General features: G+C 45.1%; 13 protein-coding genes. 6 read left to right on the forward strand and 7 right to left on the reverse strand.

Annotated features, from left to right (window positions below; translation table 11 throughout):
- Positions 1-918: prephenate dehydratase (gene pheA / locus ABIO93_RS26975; protein ID WP_348073120.1), on the forward strand; the 918-nt coding region annotated here is incomplete at its 5' end.
- A 60-nt stretch (positions 919-978) separates the two neighbouring features.
- Here pheA and ABIO93_RS26980 read toward each other — a convergent pair.
- The 3 genes from ABIO93_RS26980 to ABIO93_RS26990 are packed head-to-tail and all read right to left on the reverse strand — an operon-like array spanning position 979 to position 4427.
- Positions 979-3195: a hypothetical protein gene (locus ABIO93_RS26980; RefSeq protein WP_348073121.1), complete on the reverse strand. Its 2217-nt coding sequence runs from the start codon at positions 3193-3195 to the stop codon at positions 979-981.
- The gene (locus tag ABIO93_RS26985; RefSeq protein WP_348073122.1) at positions 3161-3820 is read right to left on the reverse strand and encodes a hypothetical protein; all 660 of its coding nucleotides are present in this window, start codon (positions 3818-3820) and stop codon (positions 3161-3163) included. The genes ABIO93_RS26980 and ABIO93_RS26985 overlap by 35 nt, the downstream gene beginning before the upstream one ends.
- Before the next feature lies 1 nt (position 3821).
- Positions 3822-4427 (reverse strand): DUF4136 domain-containing protein, encoded by a 606-nt coding sequence (locus tag ABIO93_RS26990; protein ID WP_348073123.1) that lies wholly within the window; start codon positions 4425-4427, stop codon positions 3822-3824.
- Positions 4428-4755: 328 nt separating this feature from the next.
- Between ABIO93_RS26990 and ABIO93_RS26995 the strand changes: the two genes are divergently transcribed.
- From ABIO93_RS26995 to ABIO93_RS27010, 4 genes are all read left to right on the forward strand, one after another.
- The gene (locus ABIO93_RS26995; RefSeq protein ID WP_348073124.1) at positions 4756-5313 is read left to right on the forward strand and encodes a DinB family protein; all 558 of its coding nucleotides are present in this window, start codon (positions 4756-4758) and stop codon (positions 5311-5313) included.
- 212 nt (positions 5314-5525) lie between these two features.
- On the forward strand, positions 5526-6203 hold the full coding sequence (locus ABIO93_RS27000; protein ID WP_244821859.1) for a response regulator transcription factor: 678 nt from the start codon (positions 5526-5528) through the stop codon (positions 6201-6203).
- On the forward strand, positions 6200-7570 hold the full coding sequence (locus tag ABIO93_RS27005) for a HAMP domain-containing sensor histidine kinase (protein ID WP_348073125.1): 1371 nt from the start codon (positions 6200-6202) through the stop codon (positions 7568-7570). Before ABIO93_RS27000 ends, ABIO93_RS27005 begins: the two co-directional genes overlap by 4 nt.
- 174 nt (positions 7571-7744) lie before the next feature.
- Positions 7745-9358, forward strand: a complete 1614-nt coding sequence (locus ABIO93_RS27010) for a SulP family inorganic anion transporter (RefSeq protein WP_348073126.1) — start codon at positions 7745-7747, stop codon at positions 9356-9358.
- 59 nt (positions 9359-9417) lie between these two features.
- Here the strand turns inward: ABIO93_RS27010 and ABIO93_RS27015 are convergent, their stop codons facing one another.
- The 4 genes from ABIO93_RS27015 to ABIO93_RS27030 all read right to left on the reverse strand — a co-directional run bounded on the left by ABIO93_RS27015 (position 9418) and on the right by ABIO93_RS27030 (position 15349).
- Entirely contained in the window at positions 9418-10500 is a 1083-nt protein-coding gene (locus ABIO93_RS27015) for a mechanosensitive ion channel domain-containing protein (protein ID WP_348073127.1), read from the reverse strand.
- Between the two features lie 4 nt (positions 10501-10504).
- Positions 10505-11323 (reverse strand): N-acetylmuramoyl-L-alanine amidase-like domain-containing protein, encoded by an 819-nt coding sequence (locus ABIO93_RS27020; RefSeq protein ID WP_348073128.1) that lies wholly within the window; start codon positions 11321-11323, stop codon positions 10505-10507.
- Between the two features lie 135 nt (positions 11324-11458).
- Positions 11459-13438 carry a site-specific recombinase gene (locus ABIO93_RS27025; protein WP_348073129.1) on the reverse strand — a complete coding sequence of 660 codons (1980 nt, stop codon included), beginning with the start codon at positions 13436-13438 and terminating at the stop codon, positions 11459-11461.
- A gap of 165 nt (positions 13439-13603) precedes the next feature.
- On the reverse strand, positions 13604-15349 hold the full coding sequence (locus tag ABIO93_RS27030) for an alpha-amylase family protein (protein ID WP_348073130.1): 1746 nt from the start codon (positions 15347-15349) through the stop codon (positions 13604-13606).
- A gap of 115 nt (positions 15350-15464) precedes the next feature.
- On the opposite strand from ABIO93_RS27030, the gene pgmB reads away from it, so the two are divergent.
- Positions 15465-16124, forward strand: a complete 660-nt coding sequence (gene pgmB / locus ABIO93_RS27035; protein ID WP_348073131.1) for a beta-phosphoglucomutase — start codon at positions 15465-15467, stop codon at positions 16122-16124.
- Positions 16125-16346: the final 222 nt, after the last annotated feature.

Consider the following 16346-nt stretch of genomic DNA (forward strand, 5'->3'; position numbering starts at 1 on the left):
GACAGGCTTGAAAAGCGAAACAACGGCCTCTTGACGCGGCAGGCTATTGATGCCATTTTCTTCGAAATTTTCGCTGTTTCCCGTAATCTCGAATTACCGGAAAGAATATCATATCTGGGACCAGAGGGAAGTTTTACACATCAGGCCGCAGAAAGCCGGTTCGGTGGGATGAGCGAGTATCTGGTACTGCCTACCATTCACTCTGTTTTTGAAAGCGTGGAGACTGGCAGGGCCAAATTCGGGGTGGTACCCATTGAAAATAATCAGGAAGGTATCGTTATCGAAACGGTTGATTTTTTGAGAGAAAAGAATCTGTCCATTGTGGCCGAGGTGCTGTTGCAGGTGCATTTTACCTTTGCTTCTCAGTCCGACAGCCTGAAAGATATTAAGCGCATCTACTCGAAAGATATAGCATTCCGGCAGTGCGGGAAATTCATCAATGAATACCTCGAAGGAATGGGAATAGAGCTGATACCGGTAGAGTCGACCTCGAAAGCAGCTAAACTGGCGGGGCAGGAAGTAGATTCAGCAGCGATTTGCTCATCTATTTCAGCGCGACTTTTTGGAGTACCTATCCTTTTTGACAACATTGAGGACAGCGATCAGAACCGGACCCGGTTTTTGATCCTGGCCAAAGATTTTGTTAACATTAAAAGTGATGATGACAAGACTACCATTATCGCGAATTTGCCCAATACCAACCGTCCCGGCGTACTGTATGAATTCCTGAAAGACTTCAATGACCGTGGCATTAACCTTACGAAAATTGAAAGCAGGCCATTACGTGGGGAGGCTGCATTCAGGACGTGGTTTTTGGTGGAGTTCCTGGGGCATGCGGATGATGAGCCGGTCAAGGAAATTATGCATAAATATGGCACTCTCCTGAAATGGCTGGGTAGTTATGTAAGAATATCGTAAACCAAAAATCACAGCCCGGGCTGTGATTTTTGGTTTAAATGCTGTCTGAGAACTTGAATGCTATTTTTTTAGCGTGCCGCGGTACAGCGATGGCCAGTTACCGTAGAGCTCAATGGTAGTTTCTGTTCCATCCGGCAACTTTACTTTCAGCTCGCGATTAGCATTGGGTGATTGGAACGAATCGACGCCCAAAACGACAATCTGATTTCCTTTAATAATCGAGGTAATGAAAGGTTGTTTCTGATCAATGGAAATCAATGCCTGCTCTTTTTTGGGTTCAAGCCATTTTCCATCGAGCTGAAATGCGAGATCCCGGTTGGTACCTCCTTTGAGCACGTCCTCTACTTGCTTTGCCATCCAGTTGCCCAGTACATAATATTCGGTAGGGAAGTCCCAGTATGCTGGTGCGTCGCCTTTGCTTTTCCGGTTTTTTCCAATTTCACTTTCAGGCGTTTTGCCGTCGATCGGGTACCATTCAAATCCCCAGCCGGGACCATCTTTGGAAACATGGTAAGCATTCGGATCATTCCCACTTGGTCCTGCGTCCTGCCATAGGTAGTAGCCGTCGAACATAATGAGTGAAAATAATGAAAAGCTTAGCGCCTGGCTGGCTGGCATCATTTCCAGTTGGTTCATGATCAGTTCACCTTTTGGATCGGTCAGCTGATAGTTCCAGGGAACGATCGGGTCCTTATACAAGGGCATGTACCTGTTCCAACCGTAAAAAATGAATTTATTATTTTTCTGATAAGGGATTAATTGGTTGATTCTGAGCGAATGTACAGCGGAAAGCAGGACAAAATTATTGGGTGAATTCCCCTGCTCGTCGGTACCGAACATGGGTTTCGGGTAAACATCTATCGGCGTTGTATTGAATAACTTCCTAAAACTTTCACCGTTTGGTAAGATGTCAAAATTGGAATTATTCGCCTTCGGATCTTCGTAATCCTTCATGAAATCTTTTGGACTCGCTCCACCCACTTTATTAATGTGAGGATTGGTGTAAGCACCGCCGCCCCAATAGTCCATCAGGTGCATGTCAGGGTGATTTCTTTTGATAACCTCCGAAAACCAGATCAGGCGCTGCTTTACTTCAGGCGTGTAATGCTGGTTCCAGAACTCGAAATCAAAAGCATAAACCCCAAAACCCGGTACACCTGCCTTTGCTTCTACCTCCTCCTTGGAAAGCTGACCAAACCATTTTTCGTCTTTATCGTTAAAATAATTGGGCGTAGCAGTATAATGCATTTTGGAAACAGGCAAATCCCCTTCGCCATTGAACAGGTACTTGACTCCACGATTGTAATAATTGATCGAAGGGACAAAATTGTTCAGCCGGTACTGCATGACCAGTTTACCTTCAATGGGCTGGAATTCAGGAAACTTGGTGTCGAATGCTACATTAAGTCCGCTCGGTGGAGAAAACCATTCCGGGATCTCAATTTTCGTCAAAACTGAATTTGCTTTGGAGGCAACTTTACCGGATATCCAAAGATTTTGCTGGCGCAGGGAACGGTTTCGTACCGGGTTCCACCAGTCGCTATAAGGAGCATCGATCCACCTTGCCGTTACGGAATAAAGATAGCCAGGTTTGACTTCAATGCCTTTTTCCAGATCATTGACTGCAATACCGTCGATCATGACCACCTTGGTCCTGCCGTCCTGGTAGTTGCCAAAATCTTTCAGATATAATTTTCCGTTTTTATTTACAGGTCTGACATCGAGCCAGTTGTCTTTGCTTCCATGCCTGATCCAGGAACTAGCATCAGGAATTTCGTCTTTAATGCTGCCGTCAAAGTCAAATGCAGCGCTGGTTTCACAACCCTTCTGGCCGAGGCTGGTCACTTTGATCTGTGCCGGGCCGGCTGCTAGCTCAGCTTTCGGAATCGTGAGCCATGTTCCGTACCGGTGAGGCAGATCATTGAACTGCTGTACCTTCCCATTCTGAGTGATCTGGACATTGTAAGGCGCCAGACCACCCGCATTGGCAGCGAGTTCAAACTGCATTTCCATTCCGATTTGCCGGTAGCGCCTCACAACGAGATCGCAGGCATTAGAAGAAGAATCAATGGTTTTCGCAATCGGAAAGCCATTGGTTATTTCGGGATACGACTGGGCATTGGTAGGGCCGAAACGGTTCCAGGCCCAAATGCCCGAACCGGCCAGAACAACTATGATACCAGTAACCCAAAGAAGCGATGTTTTTGACAAAATCCTGTTTTTACGTACCACATTATGAAGATTACCACCAGCGGTAGAAAACGCCCACTGAGCCATTTACCGAAGATACTCCTTTTTCAATGTACTCATGCTTATAGGAGGTGCCGTCGTACTTGACCCGAACATCCAGGCCGAATGAGCCGTCTTTTTTGAAGAGAAACCTGGAACCGACGCCGATACCATATTTGGGTGCCACTTTCTGATGCTGGGTCGACAGGCTTCCGTAGTATAATGTATAATCGACGATACTCACACCGCCGCTCAGCTGTACGTATGGCTGTATGGTGGCATTTTTGGGCAAAAAGCTGTAGTTTCCAAAAAGTTCTACCGGATACTGAGATAATGTCCTTGTTTGCACAGCCGAAAGCGTTTCGTCGCCGTTTTCGTATATCGCTCTCGGGATTCTTTTCTCGAAATAGGTCGAGCCAAGTTCACCTCCGACAGAGATCGGGGAGTTTCTCAAAATCCATTCAATGGATATGGAAAAGTTTTGGAAGGAAGCCTTGTCGATATAATTGTCAGCAAACGACCCAAGCGGTACGGCACCCATGAAGCGCGCGGTAGCGAGGTAATGCGTGTAACGTTCAAATGGGGACGGCAAAGTGTAAAGTTTGGGTTTTTCCTGTGCGTACGCAGTCAACCCGCCTGAAAGAAACAGGGCTATAATGATCAGTTTTTTCATTTCAATTGATTTTTAAATAATCGGACTGTCCGAAAACAGAGTCAACCATTTTGTCGATAAACTGTGACTCTCCTATGCCTGCGCCGCGGATTTGGGCATCCCAGATCACATTGAAGGTTTTGTCGGCAGTATTCGGGTTCTTAAAATCCACCATGGATACCAGCCAGTAACTTTCGCTGGTTTCGTAATAATTGTAGTAGCTCGGGTAACCATATCCGTATCCGCCACCCCAGTATCCGCCGTAGTAGGACGATGGCTGAGAAACCACATTGAGATAAGTGTTGGTAATCCAGGCAGCATTGATACCTACGTCGGGCTTATTTTTTGGATTAACATACTTGTATCCAAGGTTTTGCATGTTAGTCATGATGCGCTGTAGCAACGCGCGATCGATATCTGTAAGTGCTGTACCCGACCGTTCATTTTCAACGACCAGCACTGAATCGACGATACTGAAAGTTTTGTACTGTTTGTAGTCGGCTGATTTGTCGTGGTTGGTTACATAAACCAGTGTTTCTTCTGTGGAAAGGTCACTTATCGGATCTTTGGAGCAGGAAGTCAGACCCAGGCCGGCTATCAGTAGGATTATTGAGGCTCTTTTTAACATTTTGGTCTTGCATTTAAAATTTGTTAAATAAACGAAATTTGAAATCGAACATTTTATTTTTGGTTATTTCCCGCTCGATTTTTTAGTTTAAAATAAAAACTACATTTTAAGAGACTATTATCCGGGAAAATTGGTTGTAACTATCTCCAAAACCTCTCAATAATACGATTTGGGAAACTATTTGTTTACAATCATAACAGATTGATATGCATGAAGTGCCGAAGAAGAGTATGGTTTCAGGGAAAATAACTCTTTAATACTTAGAAGAAATTTGGATCATCATTGAGACGAAAGAATGTACATTAGCGTGGTGCTTTAATTAAAAAATATGGAAACAAAAGAAGAGATTTTAAGAATCATAGACGTACTGAACGACACCTACGAAAGTGAAGAAGCATGGTATGGCCCATCCGTGGTGGAGGCCCTGCGGGATGTAACACCCAAAATGGCTGAAGTCAGGCTAAGCAGCAACACGCACTCTATCGCTGAAATTGTCTACCACATGACCACCTGGCGGATTTTTGCGGTGCGTAAAATTCAAGGCGATGCCGAGTTTGATATCAAGACAGAGGACAAAGACTGGAAGAAAATTCCGGTAGTGGATGAATTTGAATGGGAAGCTTTGCAGATGGAGCTGAGCCTATCGCAGGAAGAGCTGGTGTCTGAACTGGAAAAGATCGCGAGCGACAGCTTTCTGGAAGAGTTTGTGCCGGGCCGCGACTACTCATATTATACCATGATACACGGTGTGATTCAGCATGATGTGTATCATGCGGGGCAAATCGGGCTCATTAAAAAGGCCATAAAAGGAATGAGATTGGAAGAAGATGACTACGGCGCTTTCGATGATCGCTCGGATTTAGATAACGGAACCGACTACTACTGAAACCTACATGAAATTTTGTCAAAATAGAGAAATACCTATTGTTTATAATTTAAATTTCATATTTTGCATTATAATAGAACGTAGTATTTTGAAAAGTACAAACGTTCTAATGGTGTGGATATAGACAAAAAGGCTGCCCGTTGTTTCGGACAGCCTTTTTTTATGAAAAATTGTATGCAACATTTGGCATCTCTAATCGCTTGATCAATCCTATGAAAATATTAATCGTTGAAGATGAACCCAAACTCGCTGGCTTTCTGAAACGCGGCCTTGAAGAACAATCCTGGGAAGTGGAATTAGCCTATGACGGACAGGTTGGGAAAAAGATGGCATCCAATTACCGGTTCGACGTGATCATCCTGGATGTGAATCTGCCACTGCTCAACGGGTATGACCTCGCCAAGCAGCTGCGCAACGACGGACTTGCGACCCCGATCCTCTTTTTAACAGCATTAGGGACCATTGATGACAAGCTGGACGGATTTGAGGCGGGCGGTGACGACTACCTCGTTAAGCCATTTGAATTCCGCGAACTGATCGCGCGGATCAAAGTGCTTTCGCAAAGAAATAATTCGCGGGACCAATCGAATCAGGTACTGAGCCTGGCTGATCTGGAACTGAACCTGGACGAAAAAGTCGCACGCAGAGGAGGTAACCGCATCGATCTGACGGCCAAGGAATTTGCATTATTAGAATACCTCATGCGTAACCGCGGGCGGGTAGTGTCTCGTGTGGACATTGCTGAGCAAGTGTGGGACATTCGTTTTGATACTGGTACCAATGTGATCGACGTCTACATTAATTTTTTGAGAAAAAAAGTAGACAAGGATTATCCTAACAAGTTGATTCACACAGTGGTGGGTATGGGTTATATCTTCAAAGAAGAATGAACATCAAGTCCCGGCTAACGCTGCTTTTTACCATGCTGGTGGGTTCCATCATGGCCTTGTTCTGCCTGTCCATTTACTACTTTTACGATCAATATCGTGAAAAGCAATTTTATTCCTTTTTGAATGAGCGCGGACAAACCATAGCACAATTAGTAGAAGCAAGCACCGGGATTAGCAAAGATGACATTGAAAAAATCGAAAAAGAGAACAATACTGTCCTGCTGGACGAAGAGATCACGATCTACGACGGCTCCGATTCAGTAGTTTTCACCAGTGGAAAAGAAAGTTTCGTCCTCTCGAAGGCGATGCTGACCGAGGCGAGGGGAGGAAAAGAAATCCATACGAAATACCAGAAAAACGAGGTCATTATCATTCGCCATATCTTGCAGGATCACCGAAAGCCGTGGGTAGTAGTGGCTGTTGCCAAAGATTACCCGGGCATGAACCAGTTGCAGCGGCTCCGCGAAATCCTGGTGATCGGCTGGCTGCTGTCGCTTGTGCTGGTGGGCGTAGCTGGCTGGCAATTTGCAAATGATGCCATTAAGCCCGTTTCCGACATTATCGATCAGGTTAATAACATTTCGGCGGGTAACCTTCATGAAAAAGTGACCGTGGGAAGGGAGAAGGACGAGCTGGCTTTGCTCGCGCAGACGTTCAACCAAATGCTGAACCGTGTGGAAATTGCCTTTGTGGCGCAAAAAAACTTCGTGTCGCACGCCTCGCATGAGCTGCGTACACCACTTGCGTTGATCATGAGCGAGGCGGAACTGGGCCTGATGAAAGAAAGGACCGGGCCTGAGTACCAGGATGCACTGAAAGGAATTTGGGCGGAAGCCAAGGAAATGAACGAGCTGGTAAGCAGGCTGCTGGAACTCGCCCGCACCGAAGAGCATGCATTCAAAGTAACTTTTTCTAAAATCCGCGTGGATGAGGTGCTATGGCAGGCCAAAGCTTCGATCCAACAGAAAAATCCTGGTTACGACGTGCACATTCATTACGATCAGATCCCTGACGATGAAGAACAGCTGAAACGATACGGCGACGAAAGCCTTCTGCGCACTGCATTCATGAACCTCATGGACAATGCGTGCAAGTATTCCTCGAACAAAGCAGTCAATGTGTTCCTCGAAATTCAAAAAGACCTCATTAAAATCTATTTCAAAGACATCGGCGTTGGGATCGACCAGGCCGAGCTTCCCTACATCTTCGATACTTTTTACAGGAGTGCCACTACCATCAGTGAAGCTGGTTATGGAATAGGCCTTGCATTGACCAAACGGATCATTAACATGCAGGGAGCCAGCATAGATGTAGAGTCAAAGCTGGGTGCCGGTACTACCTTCGTTTTGCGCTTCCCGCCTTTTTAATTCTCTTTTAATTCTGTGTTAATGTGCATTTAACACCTACAAATGTTTTTTGTAGCATAAATCAACTGTCTTGATTTGTACATGCTTTGAAGTTTTCCTGACTGCATTACATCAATATCGGGAAAGCCTCCTGTTGATCGGAAAGCATATCACTTCTCAATCCAGATAATGGTTATGAATTTAGCAATAAAGAAGCCTGCCGCGGGTTTCAGGGGGGTAACGGAAAACTGGAAGGGTGACCTGTTGTCCGGTTTTCTGGTATCTCTAATTGCTTTACCACTCAGTTTAAGTATTGCCGGTGCGAGTAATTTTCCGCCGATGATGGGTGTTTTGACTGCTATTATAGGAGGTATAGTGGTTTCTTTTATTACCAATTCGGAGATGACGATCAAAGGGCCGGCCGCAGGTCTGATCGTTATCACCGCAGGAGCTGTCAATGAACTTGGCCGGGGTAACTCGGTTTTGGGGTGGCGGCTGACTTTGGGTGCAATCGTTGTGGCTGGTATTATTCAGGTTTTTGTTGGATTTTCAAAACTGCCCAGGCTTGCTGAATTTTTTCCGCTTTCGGCCGTGCACGGCATGCTGGCTGCGATCGGCATCATGATCATGGCTAAGCAAATTCACCTGGCAGTAGGTATTCCGCCGGTGGAATTGAAAGGGAAGGGGCCAATTGAATTGCTGGAAATGATCCCTCATAGCCTCGTTCATATGGAGTATCATATCGCGATCATTGGTCTGGTGGGTTTAATGATCATGTTTGGATGGCGGTATCTCTCGTTTTCGTTCCTGAAAAAGATTCCGCCAGCATTGGTCGTGATGGTCGTTGCCATTGGACTTGGCAGGGTATTTCATCTGTCCGAACCTTCATTTGCCGATTTTGAACCCTTGATCAATCCAGGAGCGTTTTCAATGGGTTTCAATGTAAGTTTCGCGGGATTGTCGGCCGATTTGCTGCCTGTTTTCATCAAGTATGTCGCTATGTTCGCACTGGTAGGAAGTCTTCAATCTTTGCTGACAGTGAGAGCAATTGATCTGCTGGATCCCTACAAACGCACATCTGACCTAAGCCAAGATCTGAAAGCGGTTGGAACAGCGAATGTAGTTGCGGGTATTTTTGGTGGCGTTCCTATGATCTCAGAGGTAGTACGGAGTTCCGCTAATATAAATAATGGAGGTAAAACGCGCTGGGTTAATTTATTCCTGGGATTATGCTTGCTGATCTTCGTCCTGTTCCTTTCGCCGGTGATCAAATTGGTTCCGGTAGCAGCCCTGGCGACAATGTTGATATTCATCGGTTTTCGTTTGGCCTCACCCGCCGAATTCACCGACATTTACCATATCGGAAAAGAGCAGCTGATCATATTCCTGGTCACCATTGTAGCAACTTTGAGCACCGACCTGCTGACCGGGATAGGGTGCGGCATTTTAGTGAAAACGATTATCCAGCTCATCTATGGCGTTAAACTTTCGCACATTTTTAATCCCAAGATCGGGGTGACTGTGATTAAGGATATTTATTTCGTCAATGTGCCCAGGGCTGCTGTTTTTACCAATTATCTGAGTCTGAAAGGCAAATTGGAAGCGATCCCGAAAGGTAGAATGGTGCAGGTGGATTTTTCTTTGACACCCTATGTTGACCATACTGTAATGGAGAATATTACGAGATATAAAAACGACTATGAGCAGGAGGGAGGGCGTATGGAGTTGATTGGTTTTGAACACCATCGCGCATCGTCTGATCACCCGCTGGCCGCCAGAAAAAATCAAAGACAAACTGTATTAAGTTAAATTGAGTTAGGTGAGTAGTAAGAAAAGACTGGCCTCTGGATATTCCGGAGGCCAATTTTTTATACACCAGCCTTGGGAAATCCGACAGGGCCCATTTTAAAGTCCTCGACCCGGGTAGAAGGAAGCGCATCGGGATATTCCTGTACAATAAATTCAATCAGTTTCTCTCTGACGAAGCACCGCAAATCAAAGGTTTCGGAAGAATTTCTGGCGGACATCAAAGCTCTTACTACCATGAGTTGCCCTTGTGTGTCAGTGACTTGCAATGCCCAAGAGCGGCCATCCCAGAGCGGGGTTTGGTTCAGTATATCTTTCAGTTTTTCCCTGAGTTTGGGTACGGGAGTAAGGTAATTCAGTTGAAAAAAGGCAGTACCGATCAGCGCACTGTCATTACGTGTCCAGTTTTGAAAAGGGGTTTCGATGAAATAAGTAATCGGCAGAACAATTCTTCTTAAATCCCAGATATTGACCACCACGTAAGTCAGGTTAATTTCCTCGATGCGTCCCCATTCGCCTTCAACGATCACCACATCGTCAATTTTAATGGGTTGGGTAAAAGCGATCTGGATTCCGGCCATTAAATTGGCTAGTGATTTTTGAGCGGCAAAACCGATAATCACACTGAAAATTCCGGCAGACGTCAGTATCCCTACACCGTACTGCCGCACACTGTCGAAGCTTAGTAAGAGGATGGAAACACCAATGGTAACGATCAGAATAATCACGATCCTCTTGACAAACTTGATCTTGGTAAACATCCGCCTCGCCTGATTGTTATCCGGCGTATCAAAATCAAGCTGGTCGATCAGTATCTTTTCTACAATAATTACAATCCTTGCGATCAGCCAGGTTGTGACGGCAATGAGGGCCGTTTTACTGATGGCAAAGGACCACTCGTAATGTGGATTAGAAAGCGAATAGGTTTTTAAAACAGCGGTAATAAAAACAAGCGGAACGAAGAAGTAGAGTACGCTGCTCAGGTTTTCACGGATGGCGCGAACCGCCCTCCATTGCTTTTTTGAAGCGGTTATTTTAATCAGACTGATCAGCATAACACTCACGATCAGGCCAATAACGCCTGCAAGCAGAATGATCAACCAGGGTGTGTTTTTGTAATCAAGCAATTCAAAAAATGGGTCCATTGAATCAGATATCATTGAGGCGAGCCACGATCATGCCTGTGTGTTTGGGTACAGAGGCTACATACTCTGCCAACGGAACGCTGGACATGATCACTTTCTTTCCGGATAATGAAGCGTGAATAAGGTAGGCCCGGCTCCCTACTTTACTTATAATTCCCATGTGGTTCACATCCAGCCCTTCTACGGACGACGTAAAAGCGACAATGTCGCCATCGTGCAACATGGGTTCGGCCTTTTGAATGCCCGCTTTCGGAATATAGGAATGCTCGCGGGAATTGATTTGGTTTTCCTGTTCCTTTACTTTTTCCCAAACTTCACTTTCCGCCAGCGGAGCGTAAAGATTGGCATGGTTGGTCATAAAGTTGATCTCCTTTTTGAATGGTACGCCGCCTACTTTCGCAGTAATGTCTTCCAGGCGTCCGCGTTTTTCATTTTCATACATCCAATCCAGAATATAATGCAGCCTGGAAGGATAGCCGTCGATTTCACCCTGGCGGTAACGTAGTTTGGTCAGCTCGTTTTTAAAACCTTCGTAAGTGGGGTTTTCAGCCTTCGCTACCGCAAGCGAGATAGAACTCTCCACGAGTGTCGTACAATCCAGCCCATCGAACTTGCAAACAAGCTTTTCAGTAGGGTTACCTTCCAGTGTGCCTCCTACATACGGCGTCCCCATAAAAGATTCGGCCATCCGGAGTACCTGAGTGCCAATGTCCCGGTTTTCAGGCAGATCCATTTTTTGTCCGAAAACTTTCTGCAGACTTGACTGGGCCTGTAATGCATTCGAAAACAGAATAAAAAAGGACAAAACGAAAATTCTGGTCATACTGAATTTCTTCTTTTAAGCGGGTATGTTAACTGGTAACGATGTTTTTCTAATAACGAAATGAACGCCGAAATAGGCAATCACGTAAAAATAAGGATCAAAAGCACGAATTGCAATCTTATAAACGAGGCTGCTTTAAGCTTCCTCCAATTCTTCCTGGGTTTCAACGACATTTTTAACCGGAAAAAAGAATGCTGTGCCATGGTGGAAAAACTGCCACGATAGGTTTCCGAGGAGGCTTTTCACTTCGCTCATCTTTGCATTTCGTGATTTCAATGCAAACGCAATGGAAAGACCGAAACTGACTACCACATTCATGATACCTATACCGGCGATACCGATCACAGAATTGAGCCACAGATCTGTTGATACATAGTTGTCGAGCCCGGCGACGGCAATCCCGAAATTACCTGATGCGAAGGTAATGTGCCTGATATCCAGCGGCAGTCCGAAAGTGAAACCGATCGCGCTGGTGGAGCCGAGGAAAATGCCTAAGAAAAGGTTACCCGCCAGTCCGCCAAAATTCCTTTCAAAATAATATGCAATACGGTCCAGTTTTTCCTGACCAAAAAAACGGATCAGTTTCCGGTGGCTGCGAACCCGTAATGTATATTTATTGTAGATCCATTTATTTTCATAATATCCCGATATCAAGCCTGAGATCATTAAATACAAGCCGGCCAGCGCAGCGTGAGGGAGCGCCAGACTTTCCCATACATTGAGCTCGGTAATAAGCTTGATCGCCTTCGCGGGATCTGCAATGTGATAGCCGAAGTATCGGTAATATAGCCAATCTAGCCCGTATGCCACGGGAAACGCAATACTCGCATTGCCGACCAGTGAGATAAACTGACTCCTGATCAGCCTGATGAGCAACGTCGTGGTCGAATTGAGCCAGTCGGGGTTTTCACCGTTGTTGCTGAGGTTGGCCGCAATGGTCGATGCCGTCATCGCTGGCTGCTTGGTAGCTATCGAAAAACCGAGAATGTGGATCAGCATGAAGCCGACGGAGTAATTCAGACTGTAAAAGAAAGCTTCCCAGAAAATAGGCAGATGTTGAAAATACAGCCGGGTTTTATTGGCACAAAGAAATGCGACAATGATCCCGCCACCCAGCGCTTTCCCAAACAGCTTCCAGTACTCTGATTTATCGGAAGCAATGTAATGCTCGCCGGTTTTGGACGTGTTTTCGATTACTTTAAAAGCGAGCAATTGAAGATTCGTGGAAAAGTGCTTCCGGAGACTGTATTTGGTGTTTTCGGCGTAGACAAATTCTTTAAGCAATGTGACGATCACCAGCCATTTTCGTTCAGGATCAGTAGTTTGTAATACTTCCAGCAACTGCGAAAGCCTGCGAAGGTACTGCTCTATCTGCCTCACGAGGTAGGTAAGCTGCAAACTGATGCCGAAGACATCCTTATGTTTATAAATGTAGCTGATCTGACTTTTACACTGGCTGATCATCACCAGGATATGTTTGTAATCATTGCCTTGGTCAGCTGCAGTGTAATCTGTTGAATTCAATGTATTCTCGACATACAACATTACTTCCCGATTCAGGCCCAAAAAAGGGGAGTCCAGGTCATCGACTCTCGGGATTTTGGAAACCACCTCTGGATCTACGCCTAACGTAGTTGCGCGCTGTGCGAGGATCAGTATGGAATTGAGAAATTCTTTTTCAATGTATTTTCGGACGGTAGGACTGATATCGATAAAAAGACTTTGGAGAAACCCGGCCCATTTTTCGTCGGGGATCGCCTGTACCCACTGGTAATCTTTTTTATCACAAAAAAGCAGGTCAAAGTGAGTGCGAAGTTCGCTCGTTTCGTTGACAGGAGGAAGAAATTTGAAACTTAGCCGAGCAGAAGCGTCTGAAAAAAAGCCTTTGTTAGATCCGATTTCGGATTCAGTAAACAGAGATACGAACTTGGTAGAGAACAATGTGGCCAATATTTGGTCAGCGATCAGGTCCTTCTCCCTTGGATCCAACAAAATGCTGTCCAATGTATCCGCAAAAGAAGTTTTTTTGACTGACTTTGCTTTCCACCGGCCTCGTATGATCTCTATAAACTTGCCTACATAATCAATTCTTTCAGGTATCGAAACGCTGTCCATAATCCTCCATTTAAGCATTTACTTACACCAAATGCACTAAGTCATCTGAAGCAAAATTGCTTGTACCTGACAACCACTAAAAGTAAATTTAAACATTCTTCATTTTGCGTAGCACAAATTGAAGTTTTTGTTATAAAAGCTATTTAAATTTTACAATTGGTGATTTTAATGTTGATTCTCTGCAATCTCAAAAACAAGAACCGAAACGCGTGGCAGCTCTATTTGTACGCCGGTTGACGTGATTTCAGCAGTTTTAAGATTGTGAGCAGTGATAAAATCAGGGAATACAGGTTTGAGAAAGTAGTTGCTGGTGTTACCGAGTTTTAGAAAATCAGTCCAGGTATTTTGCGGGATCCTGACCGTGGTTTCAATGGAATTATCCCTGTTGAAATTATAAATAAAAAGGAGTTTCTGATTGTCGGTATAGCGCAGGTAGCTGTAAATGCAGGTTTTATCGTAATTGTAACTTTGTCCGTCGATGTTGGCGTATTGAAGATCGTAAAAGGCACCCGCATACACAGCCTCATTATCGAGTACAAAATGATTGAGATTTTCGTAAAATGCACGCAGCTTCTTCTGTTCACTGGTCAGCTGATCGAGGTTATAATTACCACCATTCACCCACTGCTGAAATTCAGTAACTCCCCAGTAATCGAAAATGGTAGTACGTCCGTCCTCGCCTTGAAAACCTTCCGAAATAGTTGAGTTAACCCCTAATTCCTGTCCGAAATAGAGCATGAGCGGGCCGGTATGCATGGTAGCACTCATTGCCATAGCAGGTACCGCGAGCCACGGGTCGCCAGCGAAGTATCTCGACGCAATGCGCTGTTCATCATGATTTTCTAGAAATCGGAGCATATTCGGGGCAATGTCACCTGATTCCTGCTGCCATAATCTGGTAATGTCCTCCGCAGTACCGTGACCCTCGATCAACTTGCGGAGGGAGTTATACAGGCCTACTTTATCATACAGATAATCGAACTTCCCAATGCTGATATAATTGTGATACTCATACGGATTATAGATTTCCGCAATAAAAATTACTTCTGCATTCACTTTTTTGATTTCCGGGATCACCCAGGACCAAAACTCGACCGGTACCATTTCCGCCATATCGCACCGGAACCCATCAACGCCTTTGGCTGCCCAAAAAAGCAGTATATCGCGCATTTTGAGCCAGGTAGAAGGAACAGGGCCAAAATAGGTCGCCCGATTATTCAGATAGTCCACCCCATAGTTCAGTTTGATCGTTTCGTACCAATCGTATTGACTGGGTTGGGCCTGAAAAACGTCATTTCCAGTCGCTTTTGCAGGTCGTTCATGGTATGGGCTTGTGATATCAACCGGCGGTTTATGTCCTTCCGGAACTACAAAATCATGGTTTGGGATGTAATAAAAATTGTTGTCACGGCTAAAAGTGACCGTATTGTCATCGTCCTCGCCAAAGTCCTTGATACCCTGAGCGCGGGCGTCGGAATGGTATTGCCTAGCCACGTGATTAGGGATAAAGTCAATGATCACCTTTAAGTTATGCTGATGCGTCCGCTCCAAAAGCTGTTCAAATTCCAGCATACGGTTCGGAATGTCAACCGCCAGATCGGGATCGACATCGTAGTAATCTTTAACCGCATAAGGCGAGCCGGCAATTCCTTTGACGATCAGCGGATGATCAGTGGCGATGCCGTACTGGCTGTAATCGGTCAGCGTCGCATGTTCCAGCACGCCCGTATACCACATATGCGTGATCCCAAAATCTTTCAATGCAGACAGGGCCGTGTCATTAATGTCATTGAATTTCCCTGATCCGTTGTCCTCAATGGTCCCGTAAAATTTATTGGTACTATTCTGATTGCCGAACAATCGAGTAAAAACCTGGTATATGATGAATTTATCTTTGTTGGCAAGTGACATATGTTCTATATTGATTTGGATAAGCCCGTTAACCCGTCGAAAGCCGGTGGATTTTGGCTATGGAGCAAGAGAACGGGAATTTTACTACTTTGCAAGATATTAAATTTGAAATAATATGCCCTCAATACAAGCTTGCCTTTTTGATCTGGACGGAGTAATTGTAGACACGGCCAGGTTTCATTACATCGCCTGGCGCAAGGTTGCCAACGATCTGGGGTTCGATTTATCCCTCGGACAGAATGAATTGCTGAAAGGAATCAGCCGAATGGAATCGCTGGATATTATTTTGTCGATTGGTGGCGTGGTGTTGTCAGAGGAAGAAAAAATCAGGCGGGCCACGGAGAAAAACGCTCACTACCTGGAACTCTGCCAGCAAATGACGCCGGATGACACATTACCGGGCGTTCGAGTATTTTTAGATGAATTAAAGGCAAAAGACATCAAAATCGGACTGGGTTCAGCGAGCAAAAACGCCCGTATAATCCTGGTAAGAATCGATATGTTAAAATATTTCGAAACCATCGTAGACGGCAACAGGATCACCAGAGGCAAACCCGATCCTCAGGTTTTTTTAATGGGAGCAGAAGATTTACTTACTGCACCGGAGCACTGCGTTGTTTTCGAAGACGCCGTAGCCGGCATCGAATCCGCCAAATCCGCAGGTATGTTCGCTGTGGGTATCGGGCATAAATCGATACTGACCGAGGCGGATATCGTAGTGGCAGGGTTTGATGAATTTCGGGTAGCGGATTTATTGGTGGCGTTTGGGGAGTAAGGGGGAGACTCATTCTGCCGTACGTATAGATTGTGTCGGATTAGACGAAATTATTTGCATTCCCATTTTATTGAACGAAACCATTTTCCATCGTCATTAATTTTGCCCTCATTATCGTATTTCAGATTATAGTCTGCGGTATAGGAATACGTAGGGCTGACTTCAATTTTGGTATGTACCAAATTGTTTTTGGAGAACATAAATGGAGGCGATTGATAGGTT

The organism is Dyadobacter sp. (assembly GCF_039919315.1).
Taxonomy (GTDB): Bacteria; Bacteroidota; Bacteroidia; order Cytophagales; family Spirosomataceae; genus Dyadobacter.

Excerpts from the sequence above, each read along its gene's own strand:
- ABIO93_RS27005 (WP_348073125.1), top strand. The coding sequence starts at position 6,200 with ATGAACATCAAGTCCCGGCTAACGCTGCTTTTTACCATGCTGGTGGGT.
- ABIO93_RS27015 (WP_348073127.1), bottom strand. The coding sequence starts at position 10,500 with ATGGACCCATTTTTTGAATTGCTTGATTACAAAAACACACCCTGGTTG.
- ABIO93_RS26990 (WP_348073123.1), bottom strand. The coding sequence starts at position 4,427 with ATGTTAAAAAGAGCCTCAATAATCCTACTGATAGCCGGCCTGGGTCTG.
- ABIO93_RS27030 (WP_348073130.1), bottom strand. The coding sequence starts at position 15,349 with ATGTCACTTGCCAACAAAGATAAATTCATCATATACCAGGTTTTTACT.
- ABIO93_RS27000 (WP_244821859.1), top strand. The coding sequence starts at position 5,526 with ATGAAAATATTAATCGTTGAAGATGAACCCAAACTCGCTGGCTTTCTG.
- ABIO93_RS26980 (WP_348073121.1), bottom strand. The coding sequence starts at position 3,195 with ATGGCTCAGTGGGCGTTTTCTACCGCTGGTGGTAATCTTCATAATGTG.
- ABIO93_RS26995 (WP_348073124.1), top strand. The coding sequence starts at position 4,756 with ATGGAAACAAAAGAAGAGATTTTAAGAATCATAGACGTACTGAACGAC.
- ABIO93_RS27020 (WP_348073128.1), bottom strand. The coding sequence starts at position 11,323 with ATGACCAGAATTTTCGTTTTGTCCTTTTTTATTCTGTTTTCGAATGCA.
- pgmB (WP_348073131.1), top strand. The coding sequence starts at position 15,465 with ATGCCCTCAATACAAGCTTGCCTTTTTGATCTGGACGGAGTAATTGTA.
- ABIO93_RS26985 (WP_348073122.1), bottom strand. The coding sequence starts at position 3,820 with ATGAAAAAACTGATCATTATAGCCCTGTTTCTTTCAGGCGGGTTGACT.
- ABIO93_RS27025 (WP_348073129.1), bottom strand. The coding sequence starts at position 13,438 with ATGGACAGCGTTTCGATACCTGAAAGAATTGATTATGTAGGCAAGTTT.
- ABIO93_RS27010 (WP_348073126.1), top strand. The coding sequence starts at position 7,745 with ATGAATTTAGCAATAAAGAAGCCTGCCGCGGGTTTCAGGGGGGTAACG.